The organism is Paraburkholderia kirstenboschensis (assembly GCF_032806925.1).
Taxonomy (GTDB): Bacteria; Pseudomonadota; Gammaproteobacteria; order Burkholderiales; family Burkholderiaceae; genus Paraburkholderia; species Paraburkholderia kirstenboschensis.
Window position 1 is genome coordinate 328,911 of the sequence record NZ_CP136511.1, and the last position, 20,211, is coordinate 349,121.

Genomic DNA, 20,211 nt, shown 5'->3' on the forward strand with positions numbered 1-20,211 from the left:
TTGTGTGCCCGGGAACAATCCATGCGGATCGGTAACGCCACGATGCTCGACCGCCCGATGGGCCATTTGCAAACGATTCTCCGTCACCGCACCCACGGTGGTTTCGCAATAAGTGACGGAGCGCGCCTAGCCACCCCTGAATTAAGCAACGAAAGATGAACATCTTTGATCCGCTTGCATCGGCAAACGCCGCTCTCTGGTCGCTGTTCGCCGGTGGACCGCTAGGGTTCGCTGCGCAATTTTTCGTCGATCCGCAGTCGACGGTTGCGAGTGCGACGCCGGAACCAGCCTCGCAATCCCCGATCGACATCCTAAACGAGCCGCCCATGGTGAGGCAGCCGCTTGCCGCGGATGTTCCCTTTGTTACGCCCCGTGGGGCAGCAGTGAGGAACAGTCCTCAATGGTTGAGCAGTCACTTTGAACACGCCGGTCAGACGCACCGCTTCAAGCTCTACGTGCCGAGTGCCTATCATGGCCAGTCGCTTCCGATGGTCGTCATGCTCCATGGCGCTCAGCAAGATCCCGACGATTTCGCCGCCGGCACAGGAATGAACGAAGCCGCCGATGCGCATGGTTATATCGTCGCCTATCCAGAGCAGTCGGAAAGCGTCAGTCTCCTTAGATGTTGGAACTGGTTTCGACCCGGCGACCAAGTGCGTGAGTCCGGCGAAGCATCAATGATCGCGGCGCTTACACGAGAGGTCGTTGCGACGTACAACGTCAACCATGCTCGCGTCTATGTGGCAGGAATGTCGGCGGGCGGCGCCATGGCTGTCAATCTCGCGGTGACGCATCCTGACCTTTACGCGGCCGCTGCGGTCCATTCGGGCGTCGCGTTCGGCGTCGCAGACGACCCATTTTCAGCGCTCTGTGCGATGAACGACGGAAAAGGAAAGATCCGCCTGCCCGCACGTTTGCTGGGCGGTTCTCAGCCGCGCACTGTGCCGCTCATCGTCTTTCACGGCGACGCTGATGAAACCGTCCATCCGAGCAACAGCGATCAGATCATCTCAATGCGCCGGCTGTTGCAAGGCGACGCCGGTGCCACCCTACGACCTGGTCCAACGGACCTGAGCAAAACGGAAAACGGCTATGCCTACACGCGCCGCATCTTCCACGACGAAAAAGGCCTCCCAGTCGGCGAGCAATGGCTTGTGCATGGTCTTGGCCACGCCTGGTCGGGAGGGAACTTACAAGGTACCTATACCGACCCACGCGGTCCGCATGCAACCAACGAGATCGTTCGATTCTTCGACCAGTTTGCGCTTAACAGTTAAGCCGCCGGCATGCGCCAACGCCTGTCAGGACTAGGCTGGAAGCTCCGACTTGACGAATTACGTCGTTCGGCAGCGAAGTAATCTATGGTCCGCCGCGTGCGGGCGTTGGGCAAATCAGGGCTGTTCCAGACAAACAGTTGGATTCAAATCATCGAAGTGATGACGAGGCAACGAATATGTGCCTGCTCTGCGATTCGATCGCTGAATTTCTGGCAGAAATGGACGCGCGTGTCGCCATTGCATCGGAATCCGTCTGTCTTTGCACATTGGGCTTGACCGCTCGGAATCGTCTTCTAGACTGATTCCAGGGCGGACATAGCAATACCGGCGCGCGGGCGGGCAAGGCGCAAGGCGTCAAGGGCGGTAATTTTCGGCCGTGATGTGTCCGTCCTTCGAAGTGGTCCAGAATAGGGAGATCTTCTATGGCAACGACGGACGTAGATCTCTACCGGGCTGTGCAGAAGAATACATACGACGGGTGGTTTGAATCCGATGGCATGCCGAAAGACGGCTTTTTGTACCCGAGCTTCAACCGGACAAAGTTCTTCAACAGGAAAGAACAAAGATGGATCGACAGGAGGCCCGATGTGGCGGTCAAGGACGGTAACGTCGACAAGGACGGCGGGGGACTGTCGATGCACGACACAGCGGGTGTTCTTGGCTTCGCCAGCTGGAAGTACTTTGGGGCGCCAAAAGGAACTGAATACCAGGACCTTTTCATTAACGGGCCGGGAGAAAAGAAAGCAATCCGGGCCGGGGGCATCGAGGGCTGTCATTATCAGATTGAACCAGCAAGAATGATGACCGTCGAGACGTACAAAGGGGCTTTGGATAATTTCGCCCGTGCCGCGATTGTCAGGCAAGTAAAGCTGGCCAAAGGCGAGATAAAGGAAGAAAAGAAAGAGTGACTGGTCGTGGTGAATTCACTCAGTTCGTGAGTCAGCAGCCACGGGCAGGAACTATCGGAAAGGATGACACATGCCTCAAATTAGCGGCCGGACATTGGTAGTCGTGATCCAGTCGGTCGACGCAGAGCTGCGCCACCTTCGGGAAACACCGGAGGAGGAATCCGGGCCCGGCGACGATTTGCGCTTGATGGATCTCGTGAACGTGGCCGAAGAGCTCAAGAACCTGTACGAGGAAGCTTGCGCGGAAGCGGACAACCTTCCCCCTTATCACAGTCTGGTCACCTGACGCAAACAAAAGGTGGTCTTCGCGGCCTCTTTTGCCGGATCTCTGGCCCCGGTCGCTACCGATATCAACAATCAAGGTTGCGGGCTTTGCGGCAGTTGCGTCACGAGCAGTGCAAACGGTTTTGTCGCAACAAGGCCTTCTGTTAATATTATGTAAGCTATCCTCATCATATTGCCTTTGTACGACCGAAGCGGCGCGAACACCAATTGTATGACCTCGCAATATAAGTAATACTTCGCATACCGATCTCGCTAGCTCGTTGATCCTTACCGCGACAAAACCGTCCATGCTGCACGGCTGTAGAGGTGTCGCGAGCGCGGCAAGGTCTGGCGGTAACGACAGGCACAAGCGTCTTCTCCTGGCGCTCGTTGCCGAAGAGCCGACAGTCGGTCTGGACAGCCAGGGTGATTCGTCTTCATACGTTGCTTCGGCAAGTGGGCGGAGCGCGAATTGGGTGGCTGCGCAGGAGGATGTCGATGATGATCATCGGCGCGCCGCAATGCCGGCAGACGAACTTCGGGGCGGGAGTGCCGGTGACGGACCTTCGCTCACAATAATGGAAGCTGGCACGTCTGGCAGCGCCCGTATCGCAGCCAGATTCTGCCGACGCACGGGATTGGCCAGCAGGCCATAGTGGCGGATGCGATGGGAGCCGACAGGCAGCACATGCAGCAGGAAGCGCCGCATGAATTCGTGTGGCTCAAGCGTCATCGTCTTCTGGCGTGTGCGGCCGCTGGCCCGATAGTCCTTCCATCGGAAGGTCACGCCGCGTTCGTCGAGTGCTATGAGCCGCTGATTGGAGATGGCCACGCGATGCGTGTAGCGCGACAGATACGCAAGCACCGCTTTCGGTCCCGCGAACGGGCGCTTCGCATATACGACCCATTCGCCCGCGCGCAGCGGCGCGAGCCACTGTGCGAAGGCAGTGGGATCGGCAAGCCCGGCGTACTCGCCAAAGAAACGCAACTGGCCCTTGCGATGTGCATGGGTGAGCTCTTCCAGGAAGCGCCGCCGGAACAGGCGCGACAGCACACGTACTGGCAGGAAGAAGCCGGGCCGGCAGGCGACCCACCGCTCACCGTCTGGCGAGAGGCCTCCGCCGGGAACGATGCCGTGTACGTGAGGATGGTGCGTGAGCGCCGAGCCCCACGTGTGCAGCACGAGTGTCGCGCCGACCTGCGCGCCCAGATGCTTTGTGTCGGCGGCGATAGTGCGCAGGGTTTCGGCGGCAACGTCGAACAGCAGGCCGTAGAGCACCGCTTTGTTGTACCAGGCGATCGCGCTGATCGCGACGGGCACTGTAAAGGCGACATGGTAGTACTCGACCGGTAGCAGATTGGCCTGACGTGCCTCGAGCCAACGGTGCGCGGCGCTCGCCTGGCACTTCGGGCAATGGCGGTTACGGCAGGAGTTGTAGGCAACCTCGATCTGTTCGCAGCCGGAACAGCGCAACACGTGACCACCCAGCGCCGCGCTGCGGCACTGTTCGATCGCCGACATGACCTTCAGCTGTCCCAGACTCAGCTGTGCGGTCTGTCGCCACACGGGCCCATGCGCGCGGAACACGTCCGCGACTTCGGGCACGGCCGTGCGCCGCGTTCAGCCGTTGTTCTGCAGTTTCTCCAGCGGACTGATCACCTCGCGCAGAAGGTCGGTGGCGACCTGCACATAGAATCCACGAACCGCCATTGACCGGATTGCACGTCATACAGGAGCCGAGAATGGCCCCGATAGCCCGCGCGAATTTCGGCCTTCCGGCGCCGCGTCCGGGCGGCGTCAGATCGGAAATCATCAGTGATCGAAGAAATTGCGTTTCAGACTAACATTCTCGCGCTCAGCGCAGTGGTCGAAGCCGCGAGTGCAGGCGAACATCGTGAACGCGGTAATGAGTCGGATCTGAAAAAACCTGTGAAGCACCGTCTGGCCTGGCGTAGCAGTTGGTTTTCGGATAACCTGGCTCCCAGGAAGATTATCGAAGAGATAAAAATTCTGGGAGTTTTGGCCGATGAGCACACCGGATTTTTTTCGTAGCCGTCTGGACGCGATGATTGATCTGCGCCACCCACTTGCGGTGCTGGCCACGAGGATGCCGTGGGCTGCCATCGAAGCGAGGCTCGCGCCCCTGTTTGAGCGGCGCTCACGCGATGGCCGGTTAAGCGAAGCGGTGGACCTGTTTGGTGTGAGTTCTCAGGAACTGGCCGGTGGCGTCAGTGCGGCCGGACGTCCGCGCCTGCCAGTGCGGCTGATGGTCGGGCTGCTGTATTTGAAGCACACTTATAACGAGAGCGATGAGTCGGTGTGCGAGCGCTGGGCGCAGGACGTGTACTTCCAGTTCTTCTGTGGTGAGGAGTACTTTCAGCCACATCTGCCATGCGACCCGACCAATCTGGTGCGTTTCCGGCAGCAGCTGGGCGAAGTCGGTGTCGAGGAGCTGCTCGCGACGACGATCGCGGCGGCGGTGCAGATGAAGGCGGTGAAGCCGGCCGAATTCGAGCGCGTGATTGTTGATACGACGGTCCAGGAGAAGGCCATTGCGTATCCGACTGACAGCCGTCTGCTGGAGGTGGCGCGGGCCAGACTCGTGCAACTTGCGCAACGCGCTGGTCTTGTATTGAAGCAGACGTACGAACGTGAAGGCAAACGGCTGCGTCGCCGCGCGGGCGGCTATGCGCATGCGAAGCAGTTCAGGCGAGTGCGGCGTGTACTCAAACGTCAGCGCACCGTATTGGGACGGCTACTGCGCGACATCGAACGCAAGCTGTCTGGAGCCTCAGATGAACGGAAGGCACAACTGCGCGTGTGGCTGGAGCGGGCGTGGCGCATTTGTCGCCAACGTCCAAAGGACAAAAACAAGCTTTACGCCCTGCACGCGCCCGAAGTCGAGTGCATCGGTAAAGGCAAGGCGCGCCAGCCCTACGAGTTCGGCGTCAAGGTAAGCCTTGCGATCACGGAAAAACAAGGGCTGATCGTTGGCGCGCGCACGTTCGCGGGCAACCCATACGACGGCCACACGCTGGCAGAACAACTTGAACAGAGCACCATCCTGTTGCAGGATCTGCCCGGTACGCCGCAACCGAAGACCGTGCTGGTCGATCTCGGGTTTCGTGGGGTCGATGACGAGGTATCGTCAGTAAAACTGATTCATCGCGGCAAACACAGGAGCCTGACGGGCACGCAGCGACGCTGGCTAAAACGGCGGCAGGCGATCGAACCGATCATCGGCCATGTGAAGCATGATCACGGCATGCGGCGTTGCTGGCTTAAAGGGAAGGCCGGCGATGCGCTACACGCGGTACTGTGTGCTGCGGGGTACAACCTGCGATGGTTGCTGCGCGCAATCGTCCGTCTGGGCCTGGCTCCCGTATTTTTTATCCTCGCGACGCTGCAGTGGCTCGTCACTGTCACGCTCACGCCAGCACCGGCTTGCTGGAACGGTCTGCAAAGGCACTGATTCCCTTCGTTGACATCCAGGCGTTCCACTGCCTCGCCGCGCAGACGGAGACTGTGGCCTCATTGGCCCCATGAAGTCGCGCTGAAGCGCAAACTGAATTTTTCAGGACCGACTAATGAAGGTGATGGGCATCGTGAGGAAATCGGGCGTGCGGATATCACGTATATCCGCACGCCCAGGGCAGGATGTATCTGGCAGTCGTGCTGGACCTTCACTCGCGCAAGGTCGTGGGCTGGTTATGGCACCCACGATGCCGGCCGCGCTGGTGATAGCCGGCACTGACCATCACGCAGTACATCGTCGGCTTCTACAATCCCGTGCGCTTGCACTCAACTTTGAGCTAGCTGTCGTGCTTCAGTCGTTTCAGTCGCGGCGCTTGCCGTCGTCGCTGTCACCCTTGACGACCGCTCCGGTGACCTGGTCGAGGATGAGAGGACGCAGATTCGGCTCGCGCTCGAAGTCGAACATGTTATCGAGCGAATTTGCATGCCGGTCGACGGATCCCGTACCTGCGGGAGGAGCAACTGGGCCATCGATGAAGCCAAGCTTCCAATTGTCCTCGATGAAACGAAGCACTGAGGCCTGGTGAGTCAGCGTGTGATCGACGAAGTTCGATTTCGCCCAGGGCGAAATCACCAGCAGAGGCTGGCGCGGGCCGAGACCGCAGCGCGCGGCGTCGGCGCCGGGCTGCGGCGTGCCGCAATTACCGGGGCCGAACAGGAAGTCGATGTTGGTCGCCGACGGGGTCAAGAGCGGAGGCATGACGTGGTCGTACCAGCCATCGGAATCATCCCAAACGATGACGATCGCAGTGTCGTGCCAATAGCGAGACTGCTGGACCGCGTTGATTGTCTTTACAAGGAACGCTTGTTCGGCGAGCGGATCGGAGTTTTGCGGATGGCCGTATTGATAGACCGGCGCCTTCACGTAACTGACCGAGGGCAATGAGTTGTGGGACAGCGCCGTGTCGAAATCCGAGATGTCGTACTGGTGGTTGGCCTGGTCGGTCTTGCCAATCATTTCCGCCGAGCTCGGCCGCAGATGGTGTGGGTTGCGCGTGCTCGCATATTTCATGAAAGGAGTAACGCCGGTGCTGTAGTCGTTCTCGAGGACATGCACGTCCGGACCCGGGTTAACGCTCGGGTTCTGCACGTTATAAGTGACGCCGTTGATCTGCACCTGATGGGCGACATGCTGGGAGCCGCAAACCGCAGGCGCAGACATATCGCCGTTCGCATCGAACTTCGCGGGGGTCGTGGGCAGGAAGCCACCCTGGAAATAGCCCCAGGTCACGTTCTTCTCGTTCAGGAGATCGCCGACGTTCTTGCCGGTCATTTCAAAAGTCCGGCCCTTTCCGCAATCGTCGAGATAGCCGGGGAGGTTGGCGTCGGTCAAGGTTATCGAATGATCCACCGGATTGATGTAGAAGCCGCTGGTGTCGGGGTTCTCAGGGTTGGCGGGATCGTGAATGATGATCCCATGCGTGTTGCCCGAAACGATATTGGCATGGCCGGGCACAGTGGGGCCGTAGGTGGTGGAAAAGGAATTGTCGCTCATGGCGTAGTGCTGAGCGTAGTTCCACAGCGCCTGGACGGTGTTGCCGTCATAATAATTCATGATGGTTGAGCCGTCCACGGCGCAGCCCGGGCCCTTGCCGGTGGCCGTCTGCGGGAAGCGATCCACAGCCCCGCCATCGTACGCCTGCTGCTCGGGTTCGTAGTTATGCGCCATATCGCAGGTGTAGGCGTCGGCGGGGCGAAGCCGCGTTGGGTTGGCGGGGCGTCCGGACAAGCTCCAATTCGGATTGCTCCGCAGCAAGTCCGGCGTCAGGACGTTGGCGGCCGGCGTGCCGGGGCGCGCCACGAATTTCGGCGCAGGCACACCAACCCAGCTTTGCTCGCCGGGGATATTCGCCGCGTGCGGATAAGTCCCGAAGAGATTGTCGAAAGTTCTGTTCTCGGGAATGATGACCACGATGTGCTTGATCGGTGTTCGCGTATCTTCGCGATGGTTGTCCAGATCACCATCGGCGGCGTGAACGACGGAGGATAAAAGCGCCAGCGACGCAGCCGATGCTAAAAGAGTTCTTCGAATATTTTGACGAAACACGGAATACCTTTTGACGAGTGTAGGGAATAGAAAAGATCCGACTTGAACAAGTAAACTTAATCTGAAGTGCAGCTGCTCAGGCTCTAGTTTTAAGTGCTCCTAGATGATGATCTACACGGAAATTCACGCTCACCCGCGCGGTAGGCTCAAGCAAGCGATGATTGAAGCCTTGCATCAGGAGAAGCCCGCGCACAGCAGCCCGCGTATGAGCATTGCCCGCACGGGCTTTGTGCCCGAACAACTGCACTTGGGATGCGCTCGAAGGCTTCACGCGACAAACGAAGAAGATGCCTGCCTTGTTGCGCGAGAGCCTGACTTACGATCGCAGAAACCGAAATAACCTTGTCATGCCGAGCTGTCCAAGCGATTGAATCCCGATATCTGCTTTGCCGATCCGCATACACCTTCGCAACGTGGCAGCCACGAGAACACCAACGGCCTGCCGCGCGAGTTCTTACGCAAGGGCATGGACCTTTCGACGATCACGCAGATCCCGCTCAACGACATCGCTAAACTCCTCAATGGGCGGCCCCGTCAAGCCCTTGGATGGGACACACCTGAGAAAGCCATGGCCAAAGCAATTGGAAGACGCCGGTTTAGCTAAACGTTGCACTTGGCTCTTGACGCCACCGCAACAAGTTTCGGAAATGACAATCGCATCTTAGAAGCACCATATGACGCGCTCATTACTCCGAGTTTTCAAAAAACTTGCTTGGTATGATCACGCTCCAAAACTCGCATATCGGCGCCATGGTGGCCAGCGTCGGATCGGCGCTCAGCAGCAGATGTTCGCCGGGAAACCGCGAAAGTCGCAAAATGGCCGGTTGCCGAAGGTCACCATTCAAGCGCCGCGCATCCCCATGCGACCTTGGCTAGAACTTCCGGACCCGACCCTCAGCGGACTTTCGGCACGTCGAGGCATCAATGGCTCTTCACAAAGTGCAGCGGACGTTCATCGGGCGATGTTCGCTGACGTGTCATCGGCCGTTGCCAACGTTCAGCTGTCGTCGCCAGTCGGCAGCTTCAAGGCGCTTTCCTGCCGTTCCCACATCGATTGCCGCCAACTGCGGGTCTCCATGAGTGAACGCGTGCACGCCATCGTCGGACCCCCGGTAAGTTTTGAACCGAAGGCCACCGCATGATCGGGCGTCGGTCTTTCTGTCCATAGACAAGTCGATGGATCTGAACCGTTGATGGAGCGGGCCTCAGATTGAACATATGGCACGTATCGGTTGTGTAAGGCGCGCCGCGCCTGGCGATGCACCGAAGTGACCGGTATCACGGCTGGCACTTCAGGTGGGCTGGGTGCAACTGCACCTCGCGGCATGATCGTTGCGCCGTAGAAGCCGGAAGATCCATTGTTTGTTTGGCCGCGAGAATGGGCGCAGACGAAATTATCGAACATTCACGCCGCGGCAGGGCGGCCGATCTTCTCCTGAAGTGGATCGTCTTCCGCCCGTCGGCATTCCGGAGAAATCATGCGCCGCTCGTTCAACAAAGTTGCCGTACCCACCAAAACCATCGGAGCACTTGCAGCTGCAGCGACCGCCGCCGCTATCAGCGCGCTATGGGTCGAGCATCGCGCCCGCAAAGCCGAACGCGACAACCCGCCCGTCGGCGGCTTTGTCGAAGTGGATGGCGTACCGCTCCACTACGTCGACAAGGGCACCGGGCCCGCTGTCGTGCTCCTGCATGGAAATGCCGTACTGTTGCAGGATTTCATCGCCAGCGGGTTGATCTACCGGTTGGCTGAGCGGTACCGCGTGATTGCGTTCGACCGCCCCGGCTACGGGTACAGCGGCCGGCCACGCGACCGACTGTGGACTGCAACAGCTCAGGCAGCACTGATTCGACAGGCGCTCGTGCAAATCGGCGTCGACCAACCCGTGGTTCTCGGACATTCCTGGGGCACGCTGGTCGCATTGGGTATGGCGGCCGACGGCGCCGCGGACTTACGGGGCCTGGTGCTGGTTTCCGGGTACTACTATCCGACTGCACGCGCCGATGTAGCGCTCGTCGCGCCGGCAGCGCTTCCCATCGTGGGTGATGTCCTGCGTTACACGGTTTCGCCATTGACCGGGCGGCTGTTGTTAAAGCGGACCGTCGAAGCGATGTTCTCGCCGTTGCCCACGCCAGCCGACTTCTTTAACTTTGTCTCCCGGGAAATGATCCTCCGTCCCGTGCAGATCAAAGCGGAGGCCGAGGATGCCGCGTTCATGATTCCCGCCGCAGCACGGTTCAGTGCCCTTTATCCGGACCTCAAGATGCCGGTCAGCATCTTTGCGGGAGTGGATGACAAGGTCATTGATCCCCAAGCGAATGCTGTGCGATTGCATCGTGAAATCGCGCATAGCACGCTCGTCATCGCGCGTGGGGCGGGCCACATGGTGCATTACGCGGTCCCCGCTGAAATCGTCGAGGCGATCGACCTGATGAGCGCGGGACAGTCCGTGGGAACGGGCGATAGCAACGCCGCCATTGACGAGACGTCGGCGGCTGAGAGGTTGCCGGTCGCGCCGGCGGAAGCATAACCGGGAGTCGCGCGCGCCCACGCTTTCTTGTCCTGTGTGAACAGGGAGTCGTCTGCTGTGAGCAGCTTATGGAGCTTCGTTTGCGAATGACCAGTTCAATTGACTGTGTAATCGTCGGCGCGGGGCCCGTCGGCCTGACCGCCGCCTTATATCTCGCTCGATATCGCCGCTCGGTGAAAGTGTTTGATTCGGGCGAAAGCCGTGCGCGGCTCATCCCGCTTGCGCGAAATGTTCCGGGCTTTCCATCCGGCATAAGCGGCGAGGCCTGGCTGGCTAGTCTGCGCGAGCAGCTCGAACCCTATGTGGTGACGCCCCAGCCAGCTCGGGTCGAGACCATTGAAGCTGCCGACAACGGATTCAGGGTCGACTATCGCCCGCTGCCCGGCATCGAAGAAGGAGCGGTGCACTCGGTGCATGCTAGCCGAGTGTTGCTGGCCGCAGGCATTCGGGATGGACTGCCATCGATACCCAACGCGGCGGAACTGACGCGTCGCGGTCTCTTTCGACTCTGCCCCATTTGCGACGGTTACGAGACCGACGGTCAGCGCATCGCAATGCTGGGACCAGCGAAATGTGCGCTATCGCATGCTGTCTTCATGCGGACGTTCTCGCGCGACGTTTCCGTGGTGGCGTCCGACCTCGATGCGTTATCGGGCGCTGAAGTGGATTCGGCTGTCGCCAGTGGTATCGGTCTGATCGAGCTATCGCGACTTGACGAACCCGAAGGTGCCCATCGAGGGGTTCAGATCATCAGTCTCGATGGAGCCGTCCATAGGTTTGACTCTGTTTATCCCGTCATGGGCTGCAATGCTCGGACCGACGTGTTGGGACAGAAAGTGGAGCGGGACGACGACGGAATGGTGCGAACCGACAAACATCAGCGGACTAGCATCCGGCATCTTTACGCGGCTGGCGACATCGTCAATACCCTCAATCAGATCAGCGTTGCCTCGGGCGAAGCGGCCATCGCCGCGACGGAAATTCATCGAAGCCTGCCTCAGAACCCCAGGTGATGCGGCTACGGCGGCTGTTTACCATCGTAGAGCGAATCGGGTAAGGACGCGCCGTTACCGGCGCGTCCTCCCCTAAGAACTGTACGTGCGAGTTTCCCCGCATACAGCTAAGCCCCCGCGAACTGCACAAGCGTGCAGCCGGTCCGTTCAGCTTCAAACGAACCTACGCTTTGTTCAAAGTCGTTGTTCCGCGCAAAAGCGCAGAGGGCGCAGACACCGTTTCCGGTGCTCTCCCATGCTCTCCCTCAATGAACTCAGGCCATGATTCTGCGTCCGGGGACCAGGCGGAAGTCTGCTCGCTTTCGCGCAAGGTGATGTTGCAACCTTTATCCGCGCCATTACAGCGCGGCTTTCGCTTAGAGGAAGGCAATCATCGTTGGTAACGACGTTGGTTGAAGCCCTTCCGACAATGTGGTCCGAAAGTGTGCCCCGTCGCGAGACGTGGCATAGACGCTCCGAGCAGCGATGGGGCTGAGACGCTAGGCAGGCTACCGCTGGTCGTACAGCGGGTTCACTGTCACATGATCGGACAATGATGTAATGATCATGCACTGCGCTCGGCGCCGCCGAGCCTCGTGCTTCGTGTCGCACAGCAATGTTGTCACTGGCCCATGCCTGCCAGGACAAGGCCGGAACCTCCGAGGTGACACTATTGCTTCGTTCGGCTGCAAAGTAATGTCGTCACCTCGCATCAGTTCGAAGTAAACTTGTCAGTTGGCGTTCGGACTCGACTACTACCTCCTCGAGCGGATCGCGAGCGTTGTCGGCGGTTTGCGAAGCTTTGAGCGTCTTACATTGCCACGTTCCTTCCTGGCAGAAGATGGGGCGCGCGTTGCCCGATCCCCACTAACGGTCAGGTAACCTAAATCATTTGTACTACTATCAATACCGGCCTCCGACAAGATTTGTTTAAAATCGTGTTCCGGTTTAGAACGGTAGAAATATCAACGGGCGGTGCATCGATGTAGCGCAAGTGCATGTGTGCGAATCGAGACTAACAGTGTCTGATGCCCTATTCGACGGAGCACCTGCATCTCAACGCGAGCCTCGTTGGGACAACTTATCGTTGTGCGCAATCCGGCTCACTTTACGCGTCTCGCTCCCCGCTAGCTTTCGCAACGAAGCCTGCGATGCGCAAGGACCATCGTTTCCATCGCTCGACATTTCAACAAACGTATGGCAAGGCAGAATTTGCCCTTGGGAGCGAGAATCGCGACTGCAGCTCGCGGACTTGGGCGAACAGTGCCAGTGCTTTGGTGAGGCGGAAGCTTCCTCTGTTCGTCACCCCGAAGCAGTCGTGTGAAATACGCGCAAATGGGTTTTGACAACATTGCTTCGCTTTTGGTGAGGTTCTACTGAGATGGACCCGACGCCTCCCTTCGGGAGACACTGACGGACGTCAAGTTGACGTGTGGAGGTTCATCATGGAAATCGACATTCTCGGTATCGATCTCGCGAAAGAGGTCTTCCAGCTTCACGGGGCCGATCGCCGCGGACGAGCCGTACATCGGGCAAAGGTTTCGCGTGGCTCGCTGGCTGAATGCGTGCGTACGCTCAAGCCGAGACTGGTCGTCATGGAAGCCTGCAGCACTGCTCACCACTGGGCACGGCGCTTCCAGTCAATGGGAACAGAAGTCCGGCTGATCAGCCCCCAGTACGTCACACCGTTCGTCAAGACCAACAAGAACGATCGCAACGATGCCGAGGCGATCGTCGAGGCCGCCAGCCGGCCCACCATGCGCTTCGTGCCGGTTAAATCCGTCGAGCAGCAGGACATCCAGGCGGCGCATCGCATGCGTGCCACCCTGCTGCGCCACCGTACCGCGCTGATCAACCAGATGCGCGGCCTTCTTGGCGAACGCGGTCTTGCGATCTCGCGGTCACCGGAAGCATTCAAGCGTGCGGTCCCGGAACTGCTGCGTAACAGCGCCGACGAGCTCACCCCGTTTTGCCAAACACTGCTGACCGAACTCCTTGAGCACCTGCGCGCGGTCGAAGAACGCATCCACTTCATCGAGGTATCTATCCAATCGTTCATGAAGCGATCGGCGCTCTGCCGCAAGATCGCCCAGATACCCGGCATCGGCCCGATTTCAGCGACGGCCATCGTCGCAGCAGTCGGCGACGCCAGACAGTTCCGCAATGGTCGGCATCTGGCTGCCTGGCTGGGCCTCGTGCCGCGGCAGTATTCTTCCGGAGGCAAGTCGCGGCTGTGTCACATTAGCCGGCGCGGTGACACCTACCTGCGCACATTGCTCATTCACGGCGCGCGAGCGGTGCTGCGGTTCGTGAAGTCCAAAACCGACATGCACAGCGTGTGGCTGCAGCAGCTCATAGCACGACGAGGATATAACTGCACAGCGGTCGCGCTGGCCAATCATAACGCGCGAGTTATCCAGGCACTACTCAGCAGCGATGCCAGCTACGTTTCCCGAGGTATTGCCAGCATAGCTGACTAACTCCAGATTTACATGCGCCGTCACTCACCCTGGTTTGCGAAGCTTCTGCGAAACGATGACGAAACTGGTTGAACCAGCACTCCGAAACCTGTTTATTGCGACGGCTGTCGCTCGCGGCAAGCCGCGGTTCTGTTAAGGACGGGGTGCGCGGATCTCATCAAGGCTGCGGGCATGCTTCGGCAATCGCCCACCGGCAAGCCGGATACATGTGTGCAGACCGTTTTGACATCGTGAACAGGAAGCTTGCAAAAGGCGTCGGGTCCATACATGTTGCAATAAGGCGGTCCGCTATGATGTGCGGAACAACATGAACGGTTGAAAGCTTGATGACGACGTTGAATCCGGCGGTAGCCCGAGTGCTCAAGCGCCTGCATTACCCGCCCGACGTGATCCTGATGTGCGTACGCTGGTACGTGGCCTATCCGCTGAGCCTGCGTCACATTGAAGAGATGGTTGCTGAGCGTGGCATTTGCGTTGATCATTCGACCGTGCATCGCTGGGCGCTCAAGCTGTTGCCGGTGCTGGAGAAGGCGTTCCGCCGCCGCAAGCGGCCAGTCGGAAAGAGCTGGCGAATGGACGAGACGTATATTCGCGTCAAGGGCGAATGGCGGTATCTTTACCGGGCCGTCGACAAGGACGGCAACACCATTGACTTTCTGCTACGCGCCCATCGGGACAAGACCGCTGCGCGGCGTTACTTTGAGAAATCCATCGCCCAGAATGGCGCGCCCTGGACGGTGACCATCGACAAAAGCGGCGCCAATCTCGCCGCACTCGAAGCCATCAATGCCGATCGTGAAACGCCTATCAAGATCCGCCAGTCCAACTATCTCAACAATCTTGTGGAGCAGGACCATCGCGCGATCAAGCGACGAACGAGGCCCATGCTGGGATTCAAAACTTTTCGCTGTGCCCAGATTCTTCTGGCCGGCATCGAGATTATGCACATGATCGCCAAAGGACAGATGAAATGTGCTCGCGGAACCTATCCGTCCACCGTTGATCAATTCTACGAACTGGCAACATAAGCAGTACTTCGCATATCGATCGACTTTACTCCGCGAGCCTTACTGCGACATGTATGGACCCGACGCCTTTTGCAAGCTTCCTGTTCACGATGTCAAAACGGTCTGCACACATGTATCCGGCTTGCCGGTGGGCGATTGCCGAAGCATGCCCGCAGCCTTGATGAGATCCGCGCACCCCGTCCTTAACAGAACCGCGGCTTGCCGCGAGCGACAGCCGTCGCAATAAACAGGTTTCGGAGTGCTGGTTCAACCAGTTTCGTCATCGTTTCGCAGAAGCTTCGCAAACCAGGGTGAGTGACGGCGCATGTAAATCTGGAGTTAGTCAGCTATGCTGGCAATACCTCGGGAAACGTAGCTGGCATCGCTGCTGAGTAGTGCCTGGATAACTCGCGCGTTATGATTGGCCAGCGCGACCGCTGTGCAGTTATATCCTCGTCGTGCTATGAGCTGCTGCAGCCACACGCTGTGCATGTCGGTTTTGGACTTCACGAACCGCAGCACCGCTCGCGCGCCGTGAATGAGCAATGTGCGCAGGTAGGTGTCACCGCGCCGGCTAATGTGACACAGCCGCGACTTGCCTCCGGAAGAATACTGCCGCGGCACGAGGCCCAGCCAGGCAGCCAGATGCCGACCATTGCGGAACTGTCTGGCGTCGCCGACTGCTGCGACGATGGCCGTCGCTGAAATCGGGCCGATGCCGGGTATCTGGGCGATCTTGCGGCAGAGCGCCGATCGCTTCATGAACGATTGGATAGATACCTCGATGAAGTGGATGCGTTCTTCGACCGCGCGCAGGTGCTCAAGGAGTTCGGTCAGCAGTGTTTGGCAAAACGGGGTGAGCTCGTCGGCGCTGTTACGCAGCAGTTCCGGGACCGCACGCTTGAATGCTTCCGGTGACCGCGAGATCGCAAGACCGCGTTCGCCAAGAAGGCCGCGCATCTGGTTGATCAGCGCGGTACGGTGGCGCAGCAGGATGGCACGCATGCGATGCGCCGCCTGGATGTCCTGCTGCTCGACGGATTTAACCGGCACGAAGCGCATGGTGGGCCGGCTGGCGGCCTCGACGATCGCCTCGGCATCGTTGCGATCGTTCTTGTTGGTCTTGACGAACGGTGTGACGTACTGGGGGCTGATCAGCCGGACTTCTGTTCCCATTGACTGGAAGCGCCGTGCCCAGTGGTGAGCAGTGCTGCAGGCTTCCATGACGACCAGTCTCGGCTTGAGCGTACGCACGCATTCAGCCAGCGAGCCACGCGAAACCTTTGCCCGATGTACGGCCCGTCCGCGGCGATCGGCCCCGTGAAGCTGGAAGACCTCTTTCGCGAGATCGATACCGAGAATGTCGATTTCCATGATGAACCTCCACACGTCAAGTTGACGTCCGTCAGTGTCTCCCGAAGGGAGGCGTCGGGTCCATCTCAGTAGAACCGTTTCCTGTGCCGACGACACAGGATATCTGCGGCGAACAGCCTGGCGGGCCTCGCAATGCTCCCGCGCTGTTTGTCGGACATTCCGTCTCGCCATCCCTTCCCGTTCAACCATATCGCGATCTGGAGTACGAGCCGGGTGTAGCGGGTCGACTCGACTGCGTCTGCCGCGCGCTGCCGGTTGTTGACGGCGATCTGCTGGCACACCTGACGTACCGGCAGGATTTCATCCGAGCTTGTGCTCGTCCCCGCACGCTCCAGCGTCGATCCGGCGAGTACTTCCCAATCACGTGCGGCACCGAGCTCTGATGCAATCCAGCGCAGTTCCTCGTCAAGACCGGGATAAGCGGGAATCTCGTTTGCAAACAGTCAAGGGCTGAGCGCAGACGACGAAGTCCCACGCGCATCTGATGGACGCTAGACGGATCATGGCCAGACACGACGCCACGTTCGTTCGCATGGACCTGATCCAGACAGTTGCGCGATACTGCAGAATGCGTCCTCGATCGAATCGCGCCGGTTTAGTCTCACCGGTTGAGCCTTGACCGCGTCGCTATGCTCCGCGACGAGCAGTTCGTATCCGAGATCGGCCTTGCTGCGATGGTCGATGCGCAGCGGCGCGGTTCCCAGCAACTCTAGCGCGACGCCGTACAGGCTCTCTGACTCGCCATGTTTCAGCTCCAGTTCAACAGCCGTGATCGGAACCGAGCCTGAGTCCGCCTCAATGGTCCCTTCGTCGAGCGCCACTTCGAGTTCCATGCTGGCGGCCGTCTCTTCCACTGACGCGGCCTGCGATTCCGTGCGCTGCGACAGATCGTTGTTGCCCGCCGAGATCTGATGCGTCGCTGCCGCGATCGAATCCGTGCCGCGCGTGATCTGCTCGATCATCGCGGCGATGCCGTCCTGCATGGTACCGACACTGGCAACGAGCTTGCCCATTTCGTCGCCTGCGTCGAAGCGCAACTTCTCGGTCATGTCGCCCTTCGCAATCCGTTCGAAGTGACGGTCGGTCAGATCGAGCGGGCGCGAAATCGAGCGCAGCAAGCTGAAGCCGCTCGTTACGCAGGCGACCAGACCGAGCGCGATCGCCAGCAGCGTGAAGGTCAGCAACGTGTCGTAGCGGTCCTGCGCGGACTGGTAACGCGTGGCGCCTTGGTCGTTGCGGAACTTGTCAAGCGCGGCCGACTTTTGCGTCAGCGCGGCGGCGAGCGGCGGAATATCCGTCATCGCAAGCTTGTCGGCGGTGGTGTGGTCGCCTTTACGCATTGCATCGATCATCGGTTGGATCGCGTTGCCCAACAATGCGCCGCGAGCGTCCGCGACTGCCTTCGACAGTGCCGCTTCCTCGTCTGAAGCCGGCAACGCCTGGTAAGTTGCGCAGGCCGAGTTGGAAACCGACAGGTAATTGAGCGCCTTGTCGATCAGCGCAGGCGTATCCGGCGACTCCGGGTGGATGAGCACGCGGTCGAGCGTCGTGCGAACGACGGTTAGATTCAGGTTGGACCGCCCGAGCGCGGTTGCGGCTGCGACGTCGTTCATGTATGGCTGTTTCACCGTACCGTTCGACGCCCGCATACCTGCGACGCCTAATACACCCGTTACCACGAGCAATGCGCCGAGCAGCGTCAGCGTCACCAGTAGGCGCAACGTGATCGCCATATTCAGACGCATGGGGTCTATTCCTTTGTATGGCTCAAGAATAGTTATCGGCAGACAGGCGCATTGACTCAGGATTTTTGCTACCAAGCGGTACCTGTTGCCTCATGTAATTTGTTACCCGTCAGAATGCTGGCGAGGACGACTTATGACGAGGCGGCTCAGCATGACAACACGACGGGAATTGACTGAGGCGGTTGGCGAGCGGTATCGACGTTCTGACCGGACGGAGAAACGCCAGATCCTGGACGAATTCATTGAATTGACGGGCTATCACCGTAAGCATGCGATCCGGGTGCTGTGTCGGGATCCTCAGCCGCAAAGGGCGAAGCCAGGGCCGCAGCGGCGTTATGGCGATGAAGTGCGGGCGGCGCTGATCACGCTGTGGGAGGCTGCCGACAGGATCTGCGGCAAGCGGTTGAAGGCGCTCATCCCGACGCTGATCGACTCGATGACACGGCATGGTCACCTGTCGCTATCGAAGGACATGCGCCAACGGCTCAAGCAGATCAGCGCCGCTACCATTGACCGGCTGCTACGCGACGTGCGCGAACAGGCCTTCTCCGGCCAGCGCCGGCGCGCCGGAGGAATCGGCAATGCGATTCGTCGTGCGGTGCCGATCCGCACGTTCTCTGACGGGAACGATCCGTTGCCCGGCTATCTCGAGGTCGATTTCGTCGAGCATTGTGGTGGCACCAAGATCGACGGCGACTTCGTGCATAGCTTCGTGATGACAGATATCGCGACCGGCTGGACCGAATGCCTGACCATGCCGTATCGCAGCGGTGCGTTCGTTCTCGAGCACATCGAGCGTGTTAGACGTGCCTTGCCGTTTCCGCTGCGTGGTCTGGATTGCGATAACGATACTGCCTTCATGAACGCGGCCATGCTTGACTTCTGCAAGGCAACGGGTATCGAACTGACGCGCTCACGTGCCTACAAGAAAAACGATCAGGCATGGGTCGAGCAAAAGAATGGCGCTATTGTGCGTCGCCTCGTTGGCTATGGCAGGCTACGCGGCCTGGAAGCCACGGCAACCCTTGCTTCCCTCTACGAGGTGTCGCGGCTGTACATCAACTTCTTCCAGCCGTCATTCAAGCTGAAATCGAAGACCCGTCACGGCGCGAGGGTGACGAAGCGCTATGAAGCGCCCTTGACGCCGCTCGAGCGCGTGCTGCGTTCTGCTTCGGTGTCGGAGGCAACCAAACGCAGACTGCGTGCCCAGTTCAGAGCGCTCGACCCACTGGATCTCTTACGTCGAATGCGCGACGCCCAGCAGCGTGTCGCCGAATGCAGTGCTTCCGGAGTGGCGCCGACGGAGACAAAAACATCCGCTCAAGTTCCACTCGCGGATTTCCTGACGAGTCTTGGAACGGCATGGCAGGCCGGAGAGGTCCGGCCGACGCATCATCGAAAAGCGCGCGTCCCCCATGACTGGCGTACCCGGGAAGATCCGTTCGAGCATACCTGGCCGAAGATACAGCAGTGGCTCGAAGCGGAGCCCGGCATTACCGCGCAAAAGCTCCATGAGCGTCTCACTTCGATGGCTCCCACCATGTATTCCGGCGCGCAGCTGCGCACCTTGCAGCGCCGCGTGAAGGTATGGCGATCGAATCGTGCCAGAGAACTGGTGACGCGGATACTCGGCGATGCCGACGCAATGACGGCTGGCGCCGCTACGCTGCGCCAGCCGTCATTGCAAAACATTCGGACAGTGACAATTACCCGGGAGTAACATCATCCCGTGAGGCAACACGCAGGCCAGACAACTTGACGGTCGCAGGCGATTCGAGTGTGTGCCCAGTTTCGACCAGCGTCACACACCACGGGGAATCGTCGAAAACGCATTCCCAACGGGCAACAGCGGTCGTCGGGAGGCCGGTGCTGACCAGAATCTTGATCGCAATACCGAGCAGCAGCACGCGTCGTCGTCGATGCCGCGTCGGAGGCAGTGGCGGATCTCAGGTATCTGAAAGGCCCCGCCAGAGCGGCCGGTCACCTACAGCGAGTGGCTGAGGGATACGGGTCGACTGCGGCAGTTCAACATCGGTTTAGTCCATCGGCCA

At 59.5% G+C, this 20,211-nt stretch carries 13 protein-coding genes and 4 pseudogenes; 12 read left to right on the forward strand and 5 right to left on the reverse strand.

What is annotated here, in order from left to right; genetic code table 11:
• The first annotated feature begins 155 nt into the window (after positions 1–155).
• The 3 genes from RW095_RS01675 (at position 156) to RW095_RS01685 (ending at position 2,471) form a co-directional block, all read left to right on the forward strand.
• Complete coding sequence (locus tag RW095_RS01675) at positions 156–1,277, forward strand: extracellular catalytic domain type 1 short-chain-length polyhydroxyalkanoate depolymerase (RefSeq protein WP_317016067.1); 1,122 nt, start codon at positions 156–158, stop codon at positions 1,275–1,277.
• 422 nt (positions 1,278–1,699) lie between these two features.
• Positions 1,700–2,185, forward strand: coding sequence for a Tse2 family ADP-ribosyltransferase toxin (locus tag RW095_RS01680; RefSeq protein WP_317016068.1), 486 nt, complete (start codon positions 1,700–1,702; stop codon positions 2,183–2,185).
• Positions 2,186–2,255: 70 nt separating this feature from the next.
• Positions 2,256–2,471 (forward strand): hypothetical protein, encoded by a 216-nt coding sequence (locus RW095_RS01685; RefSeq protein WP_317016069.1) that lies wholly within the window; start codon positions 2,256–2,258, stop codon positions 2,469–2,471.
• A gap of 415 nt (positions 2,472–2,886) precedes the next feature.
• On the opposite strand, the pseudogene RW095_RS01690 reads toward RW095_RS01685, so the two are convergent.
• Positions 2,887–4,055 (reverse strand): annotated as a pseudogene (locus RW095_RS01690) (IS91 family transposase).
• Positions 4,056–4,259: 204 nt separating this feature from the next.
• Here RW095_RS01690 and RW095_RS41130 point away from each other — a divergent pair.
• Together RW095_RS41130 and RW095_RS01700 are read left to right on the forward strand one after the other, a co-directional pair.
• Positions 4,260–4,343 (forward strand): annotated as a pseudogene (locus RW095_RS41130) (methyl-accepting chemotaxis protein); the annotation flags it as partial.
• Between the two features lie 133 nt (positions 4,344–4,476).
• The gene (locus RW095_RS01700) at positions 4,477–5,922 is read left to right on the forward strand and encodes an IS5 family transposase (RefSeq protein ID WP_317015988.1); all 1,446 of its coding nucleotides are present in this window, start codon (positions 4,477–4,479) and stop codon (positions 5,920–5,922) included.
• Between the two features lie 363 nt (positions 5,923–6,285).
• Here the strand turns inward: RW095_RS01700 and RW095_RS01705 are convergent, their stop codons facing one another.
• Complete coding sequence (locus RW095_RS01705) at positions 6,286–8,031, reverse strand: alkaline phosphatase family protein (protein WP_317016071.1); 1,746 nt, start codon at positions 8,029–8,031, stop codon at positions 6,286–6,288.
• Positions 8,032–8,140: 109 nt separating this feature from the next.
• Here RW095_RS01705 and RW095_RS41650 point away from each other — a divergent pair.
• The 6 genes and pseudogenes from RW095_RS41650 to RW095_RS01735 all read left to right on the forward strand — a co-directional run.
• Positions 8,141–8,696 (forward strand): annotated as a pseudogene (locus RW095_RS41650) (transposase); the annotation flags it as partial.
• 9 nt (positions 8,697–8,705) lie between these two features.
• Complete coding sequence (locus RW095_RS01715) at positions 8,706–9,173, forward strand: hypothetical protein (protein WP_317016073.1); 468 nt, start codon at positions 8,706–8,708, stop codon at positions 9,171–9,173.
• Between the two features lie 336 nt (positions 9,174–9,509).
• Positions 9,510–10,562, forward strand: coding sequence for an alpha/beta fold hydrolase (locus RW095_RS01720; protein ID WP_317016075.1), 1,053 nt, complete (start codon positions 9,510–9,512; stop codon positions 10,560–10,562).
• Positions 10,563–10,648: 86 nt separating this feature from the next.
• Complete coding sequence (locus RW095_RS01725) at positions 10,649–11,575, forward strand: NAD(P)/FAD-dependent oxidoreductase (RefSeq protein ID WP_317016076.1); 927 nt, start codon at positions 10,649–10,651, stop codon at positions 11,573–11,575.
• A 1,424-nt stretch (positions 11,576–12,999) separates the two neighbouring features.
• Positions 13,000–14,034 carry an IS110 family RNA-guided transposase gene (locus tag RW095_RS01730; RefSeq protein WP_317016078.1) on the forward strand — a complete coding sequence of 345 codons (1,035 nt, stop codon included), beginning with the start codon at positions 13,000–13,002 and terminating at the stop codon, positions 14,032–14,034.
• Between the two features lie 326 nt (positions 14,035–14,360).
• On the forward strand, positions 14,361–15,062 hold the full coding sequence (locus RW095_RS01735) for an IS6 family transposase (RefSeq protein WP_317016080.1): 702 nt from the start codon (positions 14,361–14,363) through the stop codon (positions 15,060–15,062).
• Between the two features lie 318 nt (positions 15,063–15,380).
• Here the strand turns inward: RW095_RS01735 and RW095_RS01740 are convergent, their stop codons facing one another.
• From RW095_RS01740 to RW095_RS01745, 3 genes and pseudogenes are all read right to left on the reverse strand, one after another.
• Positions 15,381–16,415 carry an IS110 family RNA-guided transposase gene (locus tag RW095_RS01740; RefSeq protein WP_317015515.1) on the reverse strand — a complete coding sequence of 345 codons (1,035 nt, stop codon included), beginning with the start codon at positions 16,413–16,415 and terminating at the stop codon, positions 15,381–15,383.
• 65 nt (positions 16,416–16,480) lie between these two features.
• A pseudogene (locus RW095_RS41135) lies at positions 16,481–16,929 on the reverse strand (CHAD domain-containing protein).
• Complete coding sequence (locus RW095_RS01745; protein ID WP_394365026.1) at positions 16,916–18,160, reverse strand: Tar ligand binding domain-containing protein; 1,245 nt, start codon at positions 18,158–18,160, stop codon at positions 16,916–16,918. The pseudogene RW095_RS41135 and the gene RW095_RS01745 overlap by 14 nt, the downstream one beginning before the upstream one ends.
• A 529-nt stretch (positions 18,161–18,689) precedes the next feature.
• Between RW095_RS01745 and RW095_RS01750 the strand changes: the two genes are divergently transcribed.
• Positions 18,690–19,880, forward strand: coding sequence for an integrase catalytic domain-containing protein (locus tag RW095_RS01750; protein ID WP_317016082.1), 1,191 nt, complete (start codon positions 18,690–18,692; stop codon positions 19,878–19,880).
• The last annotated feature ends 331 nt before the right edge of the window (positions 19,881–20,211 follow it).